The 16,247-nt window shown below is 59.7% G+C and carries 12 protein-coding genes, 1 tRNA gene and 2 rRNA genes; 4 read left to right on the top strand and 11 right to left on the bottom strand.

Going from position 1 to position 16,247, the window contains the following annotated elements:
• Window positions 1–166 precede the first annotated feature (166 nt).
• The 4 genes from GVM20_RS04900 (at window position 167) to GVM20_RS04885 (ending at window position 5,249) form a co-directional block, all read left to right on the top strand.
• A 23S ribosomal RNA gene (locus GVM20_RS04900) occupies window positions 167–2,956 on the top strand.
• A 136-nt stretch (window positions 2,957–3,092) separates the two neighbouring features.
• Window positions 3,093–3,207 (top strand): 5S ribosomal RNA (gene rrf / locus GVM20_RS04895).
• Window positions 3,208–3,379: 172 nt separating this feature from the next.
• Window positions 3,380–3,456 (top strand) — tRNA-Met (locus GVM20_RS04890).
• Between the two features lie 341 nt (window positions 3,457–3,797).
• On the top strand, window positions 3,798–5,249 hold the full coding sequence (locus tag GVM20_RS04885; RefSeq protein WP_166546176.1) for an amidohydrolase family protein: 1,452 nt from the start codon (window positions 3,798–3,800) through the stop codon (window positions 5,247–5,249).
• Between the two features lie 284 nt (window positions 5,250–5,533).
• Here the strand turns inward: GVM20_RS04885 and GVM20_RS04880 are convergent, their stop codons facing one another.
• The 11 genes from GVM20_RS04880 to GVM20_RS04830 form a co-directional block, all read right to left on the bottom strand.
• Entirely contained in the window at window positions 5,534–6,079 is a 546-nt protein-coding gene (locus GVM20_RS04880; protein WP_166546175.1) for a rhomboid family intramembrane serine protease, read from the bottom strand.
• Window positions 6,080–6,150: 71 nt separating this feature from the next.
• The gene (locus GVM20_RS04875; RefSeq protein ID WP_166546174.1) at window positions 6,151–6,831 is read right to left on the bottom strand and encodes a transglycosylase domain-containing protein; all 681 of its coding nucleotides are present in this window, start codon (window positions 6,829–6,831) and stop codon (window positions 6,151–6,153) included.
• A 38-nt stretch (window positions 6,832–6,869) separates the two neighbouring features.
• Complete coding sequence (locus GVM20_RS04870) at window positions 6,870–7,310, bottom strand: MarR family winged helix-turn-helix transcriptional regulator (protein ID WP_286165995.1); 441 nt, start codon at window positions 7,308–7,310, stop codon at window positions 6,870–6,872.
• Window positions 7,311–7,578: 268 nt separating this feature from the next.
• Window positions 7,579–8,340, bottom strand: coding sequence for a replication initiation factor domain-containing protein (locus tag GVM20_RS04865; protein ID WP_166546172.1), 762 nt, complete (start codon window positions 8,338–8,340; stop codon window positions 7,579–7,581).
• A 266-nt stretch (window positions 8,341–8,606) separates the two neighbouring features.
• Window positions 8,607–8,816, bottom strand: coding sequence for a helix-turn-helix domain-containing protein (locus GVM20_RS16520; protein WP_166546171.1), 210 nt, complete (start codon window positions 8,814–8,816; stop codon window positions 8,607–8,609).
• Window positions 8,817–9,177: 361 nt separating this feature from the next.
• On the bottom strand, window positions 9,178–10,359 hold the full coding sequence (locus GVM20_RS04855) for a tyrosine-type recombinase/integrase (RefSeq protein WP_166546170.1): 1,182 nt from the start codon (window positions 10,357–10,359) through the stop codon (window positions 9,178–9,180).
• A 481-nt stretch (window positions 10,360–10,840) separates the two neighbouring features.
• Window positions 10,841–12,751, bottom strand: a complete 1,911-nt coding sequence (locus tag GVM20_RS16515) for a sensor histidine kinase (protein ID WP_166546169.1) — start codon at window positions 12,749–12,751, stop codon at window positions 10,841–10,843.
• 78 nt (window positions 12,752–12,829) lie between these two features.
• Window positions 12,830–13,936, bottom strand: a complete 1,107-nt coding sequence (locus GVM20_RS04845) for a DUF1176 domain-containing protein (protein ID WP_166546168.1) — start codon at window positions 13,934–13,936, stop codon at window positions 12,830–12,832.
• Window positions 13,937–13,940: 4 nt separating this feature from the next.
• The gene (locus tag GVM20_RS04840) at window positions 13,941–14,516 is read right to left on the bottom strand and encodes a DUF3592 domain-containing protein (protein ID WP_166546167.1); all 576 of its coding nucleotides are present in this window, start codon (window positions 14,514–14,516) and stop codon (window positions 13,941–13,943) included.
• Complete coding sequence (locus GVM20_RS04835; protein ID WP_166546166.1) at window positions 14,513–15,124, bottom strand: hypothetical protein; 612 nt, start codon at window positions 15,122–15,124, stop codon at window positions 14,513–14,515. Before GVM20_RS04835 ends, GVM20_RS04840 begins: the two co-directional genes overlap by 4 nt.
• 36 nt (window positions 15,125–15,160) lie before the next feature.
• Window positions 15,161–16,198 carry a hypothetical protein gene (locus tag GVM20_RS04830; RefSeq protein ID WP_166546165.1) on the bottom strand — a complete coding sequence of 346 codons (1,038 nt, stop codon included), beginning with the start codon at window positions 16,196–16,198 and terminating at the stop codon, window positions 15,161–15,163.
• Window positions 16,199–16,247: the final 49 nt, after the last annotated feature.

Below are 16,247 nucleotides of genomic sequence, written 5' to 3'. Positions count from 1 at the left end.
AATCGATGCCGTGGCGGTATCGTCGTGCTGGTGCAGACCTTTGGGTTTGTGGCTGGGCGGCGAATATCATCACATTAATCAAATTGATTATCTGGCTGAGATAATTCTCCTCACTATCGCAAGACGCCAGGCTCTATGCAGGCCTGTCGTTGATAGTGTGGATTCTCAAGCGTGAGGTAAGAGCATTTGGTGGATGCCTTGGCATGTACAGGCGAAGAAGGACGTGGCACGCTGCGATAAGCGTCGGGGAGTTGTGAGCAAACTTTGATCCGGCGATTTCCGAATGGGGAAACCCACCTTCACCATTTCTTCCAGTTGGCTTTCGGGCCAGCCGGGCGAGGTGGATAAGGTATCACCGAGCTGAATAAAATAGGCTTGGTGAAGCGAACCCGGGGAACTGAAACATCTCAGTACCCGGAGGAAAAGACATCAACAGAGATTCCCGTAGTAGTGGCGAGCGAACCGGGACCAGGCCAGTGCCTTCATTTCAACTAGCAGAACACTCTGGAAAGTGTGGCCGTAGCGGGTGACAGCCCCGTATGCGAAAGTGATGATGAAGGACTAGAGTAGGGCGGGACACGTGAAATCCTGTCTGAACATGGGGGGACCACCCTCCAAGCCTAAATACTCGTACATGACCGATAGCGAACACAGTACCGTGAGGGAAAGGTGAAAAGCACCCCGATTAGGGGAGTGAAACAGTACCTGAAACCGAATGCTTACAAGCAGTTGGAGCCCCATAGGGGGTGACAGCGTACCTCTTGCATAATGGGTCAGTGACTTAATCTAGCATGCGAGCTTAAGCCGTTAGGTGTAGGCGAAGCGAAAGCGAGTCTGAATAGGGCGACTGAGTATGTTGGATTAGACCCGAAACCCGGCGATCTAGGCATGAGCAGGTTGAAGGTGCGGTAACACGCACTGGAGGACCGAACCGTTTAATGTTGAAAAATTATCGGATGACTTGTGTTTAGGGGTGAAAGGCCAATCAAGCCGGGAAATAGCTGGTTCTCCGCGAAATCTATTGAGGTAGAGCGTCAGATGTATGCCGATGGGGGTAGAGCACTGGATGGGCTAGGGCTGCGCGAGCGGTACCAAACCTAACCAAACTCCGAATACCATCGAGTCTTGTCTGGCAGACAGACGGCGGGTGCTAAGGTCCGTCGTCAAAAGGGAAACAGCCCTAACCTACAGCTAAGGTCCCCAAGTCATATCTAAGTGGGAAAGCATGTGGGAATCCCAAAACAACCAGGAGGTTGGCTTAGAAGCAGCCATCCTTTAAAGAAAGCGTAACAGCTCACTGGTCTAAATAAGGGTTCCTGCGGCGAAGATGTAACGGGGCTAAAGATATGCACCGAAGCTTAGGGTTGCAGTTTACTGCAGCGGTAGCGGAGCGTTCCGTAAGCGAGTGAAGGCGAAGGGTAACCGACGCTGGACGTATCGGAAGTGCGAATGCTGACATGAGTAGCGACTAACAGGGTGAGATACCCTGTCGCCGAAAGACCAAGGGTTCCTACGCAATGCTAATCAGCGTAGGGTGAGCCGGCCCCTAAGACGAGCCCGAAGGGGGTAGTCGATGGGAACCACGTTAATATTCGTGGGCCTGGTGGTGTGTGACGGATCTCGTAAATTGTTCCTCCTTATTGGATTGGTAGGGGCAGTGAAGAGGTTCCAGGAAATAGCCCCACCGTATAGACCGTACCCGAAACCGACACAGGTGGTCAGGTAGAGTATACCAAGGCGCTTGAGAGAAGTATCCTGAAGGAACTCGGCAAATTGCCTCCGTACCTTCGGAAGAAGGAGGCCCCATCTTAAGGCAACTTTTGGTGGGGGGCACAGGCCAGGGGGTAGCGACTGTTTATCAAAAACACAGGACTCTGCTAAGTCGGCTTCAAGACGACGTATAGGGTCTGACGCCTGCCCGGTGCTGGAAGGTTAAGAGGAGGAGTGCAAGCTCCGAATTGAAGCCCCAGTAAACGGCGGCCGTAACTATAACGGTCCTAAGGTAGCGAAATTCCTTGTCGGGTAAGTTCCGACCTGCACGAATGGCGTAACGACTTCCCCACTGTCTCCAGGATATGCTCAGCGAAATTGAATTCTCCGTGAAGATGCGGAGTACCCGCGGTTAGACGGAAAGACCCCGTGCACCTTTACTGCAGCTTCAGAGTGGTATTAGGAAAGAGTTGTGTAGCATAGGTGGGAGGCTTTGAAGTGTCGGCGCCAGCTGACATGGAGCCATAGGTGAAATACCACCCTGCTGTTTTCTGATATCTAACCTCGCGCCGTTATCCGGCGTAGGGACCCTCTGTGGCGGGTAGTTTGACTGGGGCGGTCGCCTCCTAAAGAGTAACGGAGGCGCGCGATGGTAGGCTCAGGACGGTTGGAAACCGTCTGTTAGAGTGCAATGGCATAAGCCTGCCTGACTGCGAGACTGACGAGTCGAGCAGAGACGAAAGTCGGTCATAGTGATCCGGTGGTCCCTCGTGGAAGGGCCATCGCTCAACGGATAAAAGGTACGCCGGGGATAACAGGCTGATGATTCCCAAGAGCTCATATCGACGGAATCGTTTGGCACCTCGATGTCGGCTCATCACATCCTGGGGCTGGAGCAGGTCCCAAGGGTTTGGCTGTTCGCCAATTAAAGTGGTACGTGAGCTGGGTTCAGAACGTCGCGAGACAGTTTGGTCCCTATCTGCCGTGGGCGTCGATACTTGAAAGGAGTTGCCCCTAGTACGAGAGGACCGGGGTGAACATACCTCTGGTGTACCTGTCATTCTGCCAAGAGTGCCGCAGGGTAGCTATGTATGGACGGGATAACCGCTGAAAGCATCTAAGCGGGAAGCCTCCCTTGAGATTAGGTATCTTTGAACCGTGATAGACCATCACGTTGATAGGCCGGGTGTGGAAGTACAGTAATGTATGGAGCTAACCGGTCCTAATAGTTCATATCATGCTTGAGAATTCGCACTGTCAACGACAGCCCTGCCTTCTGGTGGCGCACGTTGGTGGAGAATGTCTCCGGCCAGATACGCCCTTTACCACTCACCCAAGTGAGTGTGCATCGATTTAAAAACCCGCATCCACTGGCCCCATTGCTTGGTGGCCATAGCGTCTGTGACCCACCCGATCCCATCTCGAACTCGGCCGTGAAACCAGACAGCGCCGATGGTACTAACGCTCAAGCGTTGGAAGAGTAGGTCGTCGCCAGGCATTGAGGCCAGTGGGAGCGGGTATAACCCATTCACAAGTCAACAGGGCTGACCCGCAAGGGCGGCCCTATTGGCGTCTTTGGTGCATATGCATCAATAGCGCCCTCCCTGATGCCCTTGGCAGACGGGAAGGCCGCGAAACCCAGGTTTCGCAGGGCCACCAAGATCGGTATCGCGGGATGGAGCAGCCCGGTAGCTCGTCAGGCTCATAACCTGAAGGTCGTTGGTTCAAATCCAACTCCCGCAACCAATCTTTTCAAGCGCTTATGCGAAATTCTTTCAACCTCAGAGCCGCGCGTGTCCGTGTGATGTCCGCGGTTCTTATCGCCTGTGGGACTCCGCGGTTCCGCCGACTGGATCTGGCGCAGCTTGAAAGATCGCCTTAGTTGAACACCCATTTTCCGCACATTGGGATACGACCTTGGCGTTAGGCGGCTTGCTTGGCAGCTACTGCGCTCGTTCCCCGAAATGCAGACATTCAGCAATCGACCCCGAAGCGGCCATAGCGATAGCTCTTGCGCTTAAGTCGTTGGTGCTGCGATAAACCTTTCAGAGCCGGCAAGAAATCGCCGTTTCCCGCAGCGGAGTTACATGGTTCGACGGATTGGCTTCTGGTCGCTGGGCATCCTTGGGGCGCTCACCCTTGCCTTACTGCTGGGCGTTTGGATGCTGTTGCCGCCCGATGTTCCGGTGCCGCCTCGTTCCAACCAGATGATTGCGATGGTCACGATCTGGAATCCCGGCGAGCCCTTGCAGCCCGATCAGACTATCATCGTCAAAGACGGCCTCATCACCGAAATCAGACCAAGTCGACCAGACGATGATCCGCCGATCTGCCCGGGCTGTATCGCCATGCCCGGCCTGATCGACGCCCATGTCCACACACCGCCAAAGCTTGCGATCGGCAACCAGCGACTGTTTTCGCTGCTCTACCTCAAATATGGCGTGACGAGCGTTCGTGACCTTGGCCAGACCGATGACAGCATCGCCGATCTGCAAGCCGACATTTTGGCCGGGCGCATTGCGGGCCCACGGATGTATCACTGCGGACCGGTGCTCGATGGCGAGCGGCCAAGCTGGCCAAGCGCCTTGCGGATCGTTGACGGACCGCAAGCGATCAGTGCTGTGAAAACCCTCAAGGCAGGCGGCGCCAGCTGCATCAAGACCTACACGGGGTTACCCAAAGCCGCATTTGTCGCGGCTGCTGCCGAAGCGAAGCGGCAGGGCTTGCCGCTGCTCGGCCACACGCCGCATGCTGTGAACCTGCGTGATGTGTCCGACTTCGAGGTCCAGCACTTCAACGGCATTCCCTATCTCCACAAACCACCCCCCGAGAATGCCGATTATCGCAGTCAGGATGTGTCCGCGATGACCGGAAGCGACATTGCCGAAGTCATCGCGCTGATGAAGGCCAACCGCATTTCGATTCTGCCGACACAGGCGAACCAGAAAGCCCGGTTGACTGCATCAGACCGGCAGCGGTTCCCTCCGACCGAGGGCCTCCGGCATCTCCCGGCGTTCTGGGAGCAGGCCTGGCCGATGATCGTCGCGCACCCGGAAACCGCCGAAGCCGTCGCAGCCGACCTTGATGGCATTGCGGCAGAAATCGCCTTTGTCGGCAAGGCCCAGTTGGCAGGTATTGATGTGCTGGCGGGAACGGATGTCGTCATGCCCTATGTCGTGCCGGGCGAGTCCCTGCATCTCCAACTGGCGATGCTGTCCGAGGCATTCGGCGGCGACGAAGCTGCGCTTGCCGCTGCGACCGGGGTCAATGGCCGCCATGTCGATCGGGGCAAGGTTGGCCGGATCGCGGTTGGTAACTTTGCCGATCTGCTGATCCTGCCCAAGGGCGCGCGTCGCGATCTGGCAACAGTGCGAAGCTGGCAGTTCGTGATGGTCGGCGGACGAATGTATCCGCGCGCGCAAATCGAGGCTGCGGTCGAGCGCCACGACCAGCATTTCCGCGGAGCCTATTACGAGACCGTGATGAACGGGCTCGCCCGTACTCTGGCTTCAGCCTTTGGCCGCGAGGAGAGCCATTAGTCCGATGGATTGAAACCGGAATTGTCGAGCCCCAGCCGGCGGCCGACAGGCCCCTCCCGTGGCGGCAAGATCCGCCATTCAGAAATCCACCCACTAGCAGTCATCAGCCGCGAATACGCATGAACCTGAAACCAGCCGGGCAGCTATGGCCTCGCTTGTGCCGAAAGTTGCCTTTCAGCAAACGACCCCAATTCTGTCTTTCAATGGCTATTGGCCATGCAGCCGACCTCATTTTTGAGGAAGGTGGACATGGGCGACCTGTGCCACAACCACAGCCGGGCAAATCACCGTTCAACAACCGAATTTTGCATTTTACCAATGAACGTGCAGGCCCCGGCAAAGAAGCCTGTCGCAAGGGCGACGACGTGACCTACTTTTACACCGCCATGTGCGCTGACGAACACATCGAGTATGATTGACGCAGCAATTCCGGCCACAGCCACCCACCATGCTACCGACATCCGCCCGACCAGCAGCATCGCAAAGCCACAGAGGGCGAGATACGCCTGCGAAGCCCCGGAAATGTAGGTCTGGGGTTGTAAAATTAGTGTTGCAAGCTGCGCGAGTGCGCCACCACCAATTCCCACGCAAAGCATCATCCGCCAACCAAAGGCTTGCTCGACCGCGCTGCCAACGACGGCAATGACCAAGACGTTGAACAGCATGTGCGCCGGCTTCACATGCAACCACTGAGAAGCAATGAGCTTCCAGGAATCAATGACCTCAAAGTAGGCGCCTCTTTCCGCTCCAAACTGTATGAGGTCTCTTGAATGCTGCGGATGCCAGACGGGTTGATCGAGCAGCAGTGCTGTTGTCAGCCAAGCCAGCAAGATGCTGACCGACCATAGCAAAGCAACAGGGGAATGCGCCGCGCCGCAGTTCCACCGGGCCGTTGCTCCTCTCATTGAAGCGCGCAACCTGCCAGCCAGACATCGTTCAGTCCCGTTGGGCGGCAGCGACCTTGCACGAGGCGTTCAATCCGCACTGTGCGTTCCGCAAGCGCTTGATTTCGCCGTTGCAGATTAAACTTTCTCGGAGCAATTGGCACTGCGACTAAGGAAAAGAACTCTCTGTCCGTAAGCTCCGATGGAGGCTTGCCATATATCCGTTCGCTCGCGGTGTAGAAACCGATCATCCAACCGTCGGGTCCACGGCCCATCCCGACCCAATCCAGCCAGAGTGCGATGATCTGCGCCTTGGTCAGGCTGTGCTCAAGGCCGATAGCATAGCCGATCAAGCGGATCTTCATGAAGCCCGGTTCGAAGCGGTCAAATCCCGCTCGTTTCGCGACCGACTGGCTGAGCGTAGTCAGCCCTGCACCTGCGCTTGAGAAATCGACACCCGAATGCCCCTCAAAGGCTGGGTCCTCGACCATGAGAAGTTGTTCAATTCGCCCTGGCCCCAAGCCTGCACCGCCCCTGCCATTGGCAATTAGCATGTTTGCTCTCTCACCCAGTTCGGCGGAATCGGAGCGCGCGTCGACATAACCCGAAAGGCCATAGGCCAGTGCAGCTGCAAGCGCTCCACCCGCCAAGGCAGCGACAGATTTGCCTACCGGCTTCCACCTCGAACGTTCAGTCATGGGCCAATCGATATCCGTACCATAGCTACGGATAACGTCTAACTGCTGCGAAGATCGTTTTCAACTCCGGTTGCAAATCGCTCCGCAACAGCGAGAAGTTCGTCGACGGTTTCAGGTTTGAGCTGCGCGATAATCAAGCGGAACAGCATCACGCGGCGCTGGGCTACCTCGATGTAGAGCTGTTCTCCAGCGGTGCTAAGCCGCACTACACTGACCCGTTTGTCTCTGGAATGCGGCTTACGCTCGACAAGACCGGATCGCGCCAGCCCGGCGACAATCCTGCTGATGGTCGGATGAGCCACGCCCTCGCGCTTTGCCAATTCAACTATGCTGGTATCCGGATGCTCGTAGAGCAGCGCCATCAATGAGTATTGCGAGCTGGTGAGTGCATGACCCTTATGTGTGGTTCGGGCGATCCGAAGCAGCCTCGTTGCAAAATGCTGGAGGCGGGCAGCAGGGTCAGATGCGTCAACTGTCATCGGCAAGAGAATATGTCACTTTGCGCTTGCGGGAAAGCGAGTGGGAGCTTCGTGCACTCATAGCCGTTTGCACGTCCACCATACCAAATCCGTGGGTAATCAGATCAGAAGTGCAACAAGCAGAGAAATCCGCAAGAGCCACCATTCGCCTATCCACCCACTTCCAGTCATTCCCGGCAGCACGCCGCGCGCCTGAAATCGGACGTTCTTCCTTCAACAAAACGCAATATCGAGGGCGCATTGGTATGTTGGTTTCTTACTGTGCGCACTATGTTTTCAGAGGCAGGCCAGCGCGTTCCAAAATGCAGTCACCAAATGCCTCCGCATCGCCACCGACATCGTCCAGCAAGCGCAAAAGGTGAGCTCGATACTGCTGCGCCATGAATCGAAGGGCCCTTTGATAATCCGCCTCTCTGCGCTCTGTGACCTTGATCTTCTTGGCTTGGATCTCGAATGCCTTGCTCGAGAACTCGACGAGCCACTCTGTCACTCCCCAGAGTTCATCGGGCCTGATCGTGATTGCTTGCTTTCTCGCTGTGCGATTTTGCGGTTTGAATTCAACTTCTGCGCGAACAAGGCAGCGTAGCTCCTCCGTCAGTTCGAGTCCTTGCTTTGCCGCGAGCTCAAGACCCTTCTCGTACACGCGGAGGACTACTTGGGATGACCGAGAACCAAGCACGATGGTGCGCCCCGCATCTGGGGTGATCCAGTCGCCTTTTGGCTCCCATTTCAAACCATAAGTTCTAGCTAGCTTGCGCGTAATTCGGACGTGGCGTTGGAACAGCTTCGGCGCAGAGCGGTCAATCGCCACATCTAGTCGGGCGGGGCGATGGTCGAATTCACGACGGAGCAGCGACGAAATAAGAGGCGAGACCGCACCTTTGCACTCTACGAAAGGAGTGCCGTTAGCGCCTCCCCAGCGAACTGAGCAAAGGCGCTTGCCGAACTCATCCAGCAGAACCGCATTTTCCTCATAGAAGCGAACAGGAGGACCGCTTTCGCAAGTTGGCTTCTCGCCCGCGTCAGTCAACTCATGCAGCAGTTGGTCGATTAGCCAGCGGGGCTCATCATAAACCGAAGCACAGTACGCATCAAATTTCGATTCAGCGGCAACACTTCCGGCATTCTCATTTGAAGGGTAGACCCCCCTATTAGGGTAGACCCCCCTATTAGAGTAGGGGAGCCTAGCGCCGACCTTTGATGCAGAAACTCCTCGCTCGATGCACTCGCTGCGAGTTTCTGCCTCGTGCATAGAACCTCGAGCAGGACCTTCGGCTTGCTGGGGAGTGCGACCGCTCAAGATCCGTTCCTTGGGGGAGTTTTGATGTGCTGAGCCAGCCAGCAATACAGGCCGCTGCGAGGGTAGAGCACTCTCCCGGCCTCTTGATGGTAAGCGGGACCAGTGCCTTCCGCACGCTTCCGCGCAAGAGTACGAGGGCTCCGCCTGAGTAGCTTTGCAGCTTCAGCAGGTGTCAGATATTCATCGAAATTCGGACGATTGTCCATCGAGAGGGCTCCAAAGCTAAAGGTGCCTTGGCTGCGTACAGCTTTAGAGGGCACCCATATGTGAGAAGGGTGCGGGACTGTTGCCCTCAACTCTTTCGTGGTGGTGCCTCTATGGACCGACTTGCTTTGGGTGGTCTAAGATCTCAACGCCGTGCCCAATCTCTTCGGGGCATCACGGAAACGTGCCTAATGGTATGACCTATCCCTACCGCATCCCTCTTTTGGCTCTCGAAATTCTCTAGGGATGGGCATCCCGCAGAAGCAGAATGCTCCGTAAAACCAGAAGTTCAAGCAGATTGTGCAAGTTGGCCTAAAATGTCTTCCTATGGCTACGTTTGGCACCTCGCGCCTTTGAGTCTGCTCATCGAAGGGCAATCGACACGCTCTCAGCGGCTGCACGCAGCGAGTCATCGTACAAATTGGCGTACCGCTTTGTCGTCTGAGGCGTTGAATGGCCAAGGAGCTCGCCCACCACGAGGAGAGATTGCCCGGAGGATGCCAACAGGCTGGCAAAGGTGTGCCGTAGGTCGTGGATGCGAACTCCACTAAGACCAGCCTTTTCGCAGGCAGCTTTCCATGTCCGTCGCACATCGCACAACGGCGCGCCGAGACTTCCGGGAAATATGGAGGTCCCTACAGTCTCGGCGCGCCTCCTGTCGAGAATGTCCGCGACTGCTTGGGAATAGGGAACCCGGTGTTCACGGCGCTGCTTTGTTTCCGCGCTGGCTTTCGTCCAGACACGCCGCTCAAGGTCGAATTGCCCCCAAGTCGCGTTCAGCGCTTCACCTCGCCGACAGCCAGTTAGCATCATAAAAAGCAGCGCATCGGCCGAGGATCGCTCCGGATGTTCTTCAAGCGCTGCCATCAAGCGAACAACCTCGACTTTGGACAAGTACCGAGTTCGCTTCGGCTCGGGATTGCGCCGAGCTCCCGACGCGGGGTTACGCTCGATCCAGCCCCAGCGGATTGCGAGGTTCAGCGCCTTGCGGAGTACCTCAATAACGCGGTTGGCGCGCGTAGGACGGGTCGTTGAAATGGCTCGGTGCAACTCGTCACAATCGCGTGGACTAATCTCGGCAACCTTTTTGGGGCCGAGAACCGGAAGGATATCCTTTTGCCACATAGAGCGATCATCTGCCGCAGAGCGTGGAGCCTTGGTCGGCAGGTGTTCAGAAGCATAGCGGTCGAATAGCTCACGAACGGTTGGTGCGGACCGCTCTGCGATACGCTCGTCGAGGGGATCCTGTCCGAGATCAATCTGGCGACGCAGTTGTTCGGCTTGCTTGCGGGCAGCAAGCACTGTCCACGTAGGATACTGACCGATAGTAATCCGCCGCTCACGTCCCTTGGCCCGATAGTTGAGGACGAATGCACGTGCTCCGCTGGCTGTGATCCGCACACCGAAGCCGCGAAGGTCGGCGTCGTAGAGAACCCTGTTCCCAACATCAGGGGCAACTATTTCGCGTACCAGCCTATCCGACAGCCTCTCACGGATCGCTCGTGTCCGCACTGTGTCCGTGCTCGAACGAGATGTAGTTGGCATTCAGTGTCCTCCTGCTGCTGCAATTGGCACTATCGAAGTGCCTGTAGATCAACGGTTTAGTCCAAGTTTGCCCGAACAATCAATAGCTTCCGGAAGAGCGTTCTGTCAGGCTCATAACCTGAAGGTCGTTGGTTCAAATCCAACTCCCGCAACCACTCTAAACATACATCCGCCGCTGGCCCTAGGGTCTGCGGCTTTTTTTGTTTGGGGAGTGCGAGACGGAAGATAAACGCCAGCTGATCGAACAAGATCAGATCGACGCCAACCTTCCCGTTAAGGCGCTGAGTGCCCTCAACTTAATCAACCAAACGGTTACGCAGTCAGCGGGCCTGCTGCATCGTCGCGCTATTTGTGCAGTTGCCAGTCTGACGACGGGCTCCGCAGACCTGACGACTTGTCGATATGGCCTGCAGTCCCCCCGAAACGCGGCGGGGCTCAGGATTGCCGGAGCAATCACGTCCAGCCACGGGGTTCGGCCAAGTCAGTCTGCCGCGTCGGTATCGACCACAGGCACTTCTAGCGTCAGGCGTGTGCCATCCGGCCCGCTGTCGATGGCCAACACACCCCCAAGGTTGCGGGCGCGGGTCTCCATGCTGGTGAGCCCGCGGCCCCGACGATAGCCTTCGGGAAGGCCGTTGCCGTCGTCCTCGATGACGATCCGGATCGGCCCCAGCGCTGATGCGCTGCCTCTGACCGCGATCCGCCGCGCGCCTGAATGGCGCAGCGCATTGGTCACCGCTTCCTGCAAGATCCGCAGCACCTGCAAGGTCGGGCGCGGACCGAGATCGATCGCCTCGTCCACCTCCGACACGAAATCGAGCGCGATGCCGGCTGCTTCGATCTGGGGGCGCACCCGATGCTCGAAAGATCGCAGGGTTTTCGCGAGGCCATCTTCCGCGGAATCCATCGAATCGACGATCAGCCGCAAGTCGGCAATACTCGCCTGCAAGCCCTGCTCGACCTCGACCGGGCTGGCCCCGCCGCTCCTCACCTGCATCATCAGCCCCAGCAGCTGCCCCCCGATCCCATCATGCATGTCGCGCACGATGCGCTGGCGCTCGACCAACATGACCTCGCGCTGGAGCATCTGCTTTTGCGCATCATAGCTGCGTTCGAGCTTGGCGGTTTGTTCGGTCAGCTGGGCGGCGAGGATTTCATTGGAGCGCACCACGGTGCGCCGCGCCTCACTCGCTTCGCGCGCAATTGATGCGACCACCCCGAGGCCAAGCAGCAGCCCTGCGGGCGCGGCGGCATAGAAAGTCAGCGCAAGTTTCTCGGCGAAGGGCAGGGCAAGGTCGAACACGGTGTCGGCCGCATCGACCGACAGGGCGAGAAGGCAGAACATCAGCGCGATCCGCTCCAGCCAGCGCCCGTCGCGTCGCACGGCGACGCCCCAGGCGAGCACCGCCAGCCCGCCGAGCGCGAGCACCAGGAGCATCCCGGCATTGCCCATCGCCAGATATTCGAACCACGGCATGATGGCCGGCCCCACCATAAAGCCCGCCGCCGTCACGACCGTCAGATAGAGCAGCAACGCCGCCCACAGCCAGCCGAGCCAGTGCTGCCAGCGCTCCGTCCCCGTTTCGCCCGCCAGCAGATGGCGCGCGAAGGCGATCACCACTGAAAAGCCGAGCAGGTAGTAAAGGAAGGCGGTGATCAGGAAGGGCACCTCGAACGGCGTCTGAAAGCTGATGAAATAGGTGCGCGCGGCCCATACCCCCATCAGCCCCATCAGGCTGCGGATGCGTGCGCGGTCTTCGGCGGGCCAATTCGTGACGAGGCAAAGCAGGGTCGCGAAGACCAGCACCGAAATGGCGATGGTGGGGGTAATTCTGGTGATGATGTCAACCGCACCTGCCGCACGCGCCGCTTCGACCGCTGGGCCGATGTGGAACGGGGCTAGCGCGTGGATGCTGCTCTGGGTCTCGATCAGAACCGTGACGCGGTTCTCGCCCGCACGCAGCAGAGCCGTCGGGATCGGGTAATAGTGCGCGGTCCCATCGGCCGCGCCGCGCAGCGTGTCGAGCGGGATGTTGGGCTGGATCACGGTGCCGTTGAGCTTGATCTCCTGCAGGCCCGGCGTTGCGCCGATGAAGAAGGCCAGGTCGTCCTGCCCCGGCGGCGGGGTGAAGGGGATGAGGAATACGACCCGCGGGCCTTCCTCGCCGACCGGCGCGCGGTAGATCGGGTTGGGTTGAAAGGCGGCCTGCTTGTGCATTGCGCCGGGGACGGGATCGCCTGCGGCATCGGCCGGCACGTAGTCCAGCATCGGCGGCGGCGCCATGCCGTCCGGGCGCACCGCGCGCTCCCCCAGATACAACGCCCCCCAGAACGCAGCGAGCACCGCCAGCAGCGCGAAGCCCGCCTTTGCCCGGTTCAGCCAGATTGCCACCCGCCAATTCCCCCCCCGAATATCCTGCGCCCGCCTGTGCCAGTCCTTGCCCCCCGGCACCTGCGATGCGGTTTTGCTCTAACCCGGTATGGCCCGGTAGGTCTGGAGCCATTGATGCAAGGGTATTCCGTAACAGCTCGGCATTTCAACCGCGTCGACCATGTCGAACACCCGGCCCGTCCACGCCCAACGCCGCCGCCATCCGCATTTCCCGTCAGAATAGGCGGTGAGCAGGCCGCTGTCCGGATCGAAATCGCTGTTGGGCAAGATCGGCATTTCTGCCGGACGGCCTTGTTCGGGGCGCGGCAGCAGGAAGGGCGCAAAGCCCTGTCCGGGCGTCTCGATCAACCACAAACGGCGCGGCGCGTGACGATTGTCCGAACAGCCGACCGCGATCAGAAACTGGCCGGTCGCAAGCCGGTAACGGGCATATAGCGGATCACGGGCGGCGAGATCTGCCACGGGACACAATTGGGCGCGGGACGCAAGCACGCCGACCGCGATTCCGACCGGCATGTCGAGCGCCGATTCCTCACCGCGTACGACGGTAAGGCGGGGGCGCGAAGGTTCGGGCGGAACGGTGCGCGCTGGCCTTGGCCCCTTGGCGAAGATCGCGGTCACCGTGCCGCGGCGCTGCTGTCTTTCGTCGATGTAGCGCATCGCGGCTGTCAGCCCGCTGGTCGAGATGATCCCGTGCATGGTCCCGTCGGCAAAGCGGGTTGCAGCGCGGCGGCTGGCGACGCTTTCCGCCATGAAGGCGGCGACCTCGGCGGGGGCGAGTTCGTAGCGCCCTCGCTCGATCGGGATCAGGCGATAGGCGCGTCCGGTGCAGTCGCCGTCGCAGTCGTAATAGACATGCAGGGTGGCAGGGCCGGGGCCTACGCCCGCCTCACCCCATACCGTGGTGTCGACGAACACCCGCGCCGGCTCGCGCGGCCCTGCCCGACGCTTCACCCATAGCTTGGGCATCGCATAATCGCCGGGATCATGGGCGGTTACGCGTGCGACATATTCGCGCGATACGCTCAGCGCAGTGCAGTCCCGGGCGTTGTCGCAGGCCACCGACCAGTCGGAGAACTCGTTTACTTCGGGCGCTGTCCACTGGCCGGGCGGCGAATCCTCCGCGCGCGCGCTGCCACCAAACGCGGCCAGCGCAAGCACGACGCAGACAGAAGCGCGGGCCAAAGCGCTAACCACGGCCCGCCATGCGTTGCCGCCAGCCGCGCCGCATCAGCCATGCACCAGCCAGCATCATCGCCGCCATCGCGGCATAATACTGGACGAAATAGACCGCAGAGGTCTGTGCCTCGACAGTCGAGACCAGCTTCATTGTGCTCGGATCACGCGGCAGGAAAGTGACCGTCTGGCGCGAACCGACCGGGCTGGCCGCCAGTTCGGGCTGAGAAACCTCGAAGGTCGTTGTCGACAGCGCCGGAAAGCGCGAGCGGGCCAGTTCCGCCCCTTTGGCCCAATCGGCATAGGAGGTGCGTGCCATGACATCAAAGCGCACTTCGAGGAGGTAGGAGGTGGTCGAGCGGTCCCGCCCCTTGCGGCTGGTGCTGCCGTTTTCGCGTCTGTCGTGGGAAATGATCTCCCCTTCAGCGACCACGCCATTGGCTTTGAGCAGGGCGAGCTCGTCGGCTTCGGTGTGGATGATCACCAGCACGAAAGGCGCGATCAGGAACAGCGCCAGACCGATCATCAGCGTCAACTCGCCCGGCTTGCCCCGGTTGCGCACCGGTAGGGCGTAGTCCGCGCCGCTCATCCACCTGCGCCCGGTACAGGGAGCGGGAACACCTCCGCCGCGCCTCGAACGGCCGAGGCGCGGCTGATCCGCCAGCCAATCACGGCAAATACCAGCATCGCTATCAGCGACAGGGCGATGCCGGGGTAATAGCTGGACGGATCGAAATCGCGGATGTCATCAAACAGTTCAGGCCCGTCGCCGCTGTAAGGCGTGTCCACCACCACAAAGCTGTCCCCCACCTTGGTTGCTTCGAAAGCGGCGTTGGACACCCAGATTACGTCGCTGAATTCCGAATCCGCCATCGGATTGCCTGTCGGCGGCGGAGCCGAGGGAATGTCGGCCTGTCCGGTATAGTCGGCATATTTGAGGCCGGACTTGGGGTTGAACCGCACGGTCAGCACCTGAATGTCGGTGCTGCGCGAGCGGCCCTTGCGGGTGGTGGTGGTCAGCGTATCCCGCTCCATCCCGATAATCACTGCGCGCGACACCGTGCCTTCGGCGCGGTAGCGGTCGATGAAGGACTGATCCTCCTGCATCCGCATGAATAACACGAAGGCGACAATCAGCGCGAGCGCCGCGCAGCATTTGAAGACGAGGCCAATCCACGGCCGGGCAATGGCATTCATATGACGTCCCCCTGTCAGACGGTGATCAGGGTGGACTTACTCCCTCGGCCGAGAGGGGCGCATTCCCTCCATCTGAGGGGGTGCATCGGCATAGCGCCAACTGGTCGGATACCAGACCTTGGGCCAGAAATCGTAAGGCACCAGGCGGCAGCGGTCATAGCGGCGGTGGAGGATCATCTCGAACGCCTGTCCCGAAAAGCCGAACTTGGCCCAATGGCCGCAATCGATCCGCCCCTTGCGCGGGAGTTGCACCGCCAGGAGCGAGTCTCCGCCGAACCCGGCATAATCATGGCGGCGGATTTCTCCTGCCGCATTGCGCAGTTTGAAGTGGATCGGATCGGCGCCATCGGGGTGCATGAAGATGTGATTGCCTTCGGGACATTCGGCGATCCACAGCCTGTGCTGCGGGCCAATGCGATAAACGAAAGGCCGGTTGGGCAGCGCGCGGTCGGCGCAGGCGTGCTCGACTGCGTCGGGAACCGCGCCCGGCTCGGCAGTCTTGGCGCGTAGCACGGTGTAGTGATATTCCTTGAGCCACTCCGTACGCTCGGCATCGGTCAGGCGCGGGCGGGCAGGGTGTTGCAGACGGTCCATCCGCCGCATCAGCCGGTCCAGATTGCCACGCGGGATCCGGGCGATCACCCTCTCCCCGTTGTGCACCGCAGCCCCCGGCCAACGGCGCAGCGCGGCAATGATGGCGGCAGCAGCCTCGGGCGAGGCGCGGTAGGCGCCGTCGGCTTCGCGCTCACCGAAGCCGAGCGGCAAGGCCACTTCGCGCCGCAGCCGTCCGCGCGGGATCAACCGCCAGTGATCCTCCGGCGGCGGCACGGCGAGGGCGCCGGTCGAATCGAGGAACGCCATGCGCAGGCGCGGTCGCGCATCGCGGGCAACCCCGCGGTCGATCATCACCACCGTGCGCACGCCCACATGATTACGCGGCGGGGTGACCACGCCGATGATCTGGCAGACCAGCGAGGCGTTGCACTGCAACGTCCAGTCACCCGCATTCACCGGACGATCGAGCTCACGCAGATAGTCCGGCATCTTGTCACCGGCGCTGGCTGGGCCAGCCATGACCAACAGCATCGGACCAAAAAACAGGGCGGCAAGGCGCACGTCAAAT

The organism is Porphyrobacter sp. SLTP (genome assembly GCF_009905735.1).
In the GTDB taxonomy this organism is placed as follows: domain Bacteria; phylum Pseudomonadota; class Alphaproteobacteria; order Sphingomonadales; family Sphingomonadaceae; genus Erythrobacter.
The sequence above is the reverse complement of the archived record's forward strand: the minus strand, read 5'-3'. Positions and strand labels throughout refer to the sequence as shown.

Bases quoted from the DNA above. Each gene is read 5' to 3' on its own strand.
- GVM20_RS04885 (WP_166546176.1), top strand. From the start codon at position 3,798: ATGGTTCGACGGATTGGCTTCTGGTCGCTGGGCATCCTTGGGGCGCTC.
- GVM20_RS04875 (WP_166546174.1), bottom strand. From the start codon at position 6,831: ATGACTGAACGTTCGAGGTGGAAGCCGGTAGGCAAATCTGTCGCTGCC.
- GVM20_RS04870 (WP_286165995.1), bottom strand. From the start codon at position 7,310: ATGACAGTTGACGCATCTGACCCTGCTGCCCGCCTCCAGCATTTTGCA.
- GVM20_RS16520 (WP_166546171.1), bottom strand. From the start codon at position 8,816: ATGGACAATCGTCCGAATTTCGATGAATATCTGACACCTGCTGAAGCT.
- GVM20_RS04855 (WP_166546170.1), bottom strand. From the start codon at position 10,359: ATGCCAACTACATCTCGTTCGAGCACGGACACAGTGCGGACACGAGCG.
- GVM20_RS04840 (WP_166546167.1), bottom strand. From the start codon at position 14,516: ATGAGCGGCGCGGACTACGCCCTACCGGTGCGCAACCGGGGCAAGCCG.
- GVM20_RS04835 (WP_166546166.1), bottom strand. From the start codon at position 15,124: ATGAATGCCATTGCCCGGCCGTGGATTGGCCTCGTCTTCAAATGCTGC.
- GVM20_RS04830 (WP_166546165.1), bottom strand. From the start codon at position 16,198: ATGGCTGGCCCAGCCAGCGCCGGTGACAAGATGCCGGACTATCTGCGT.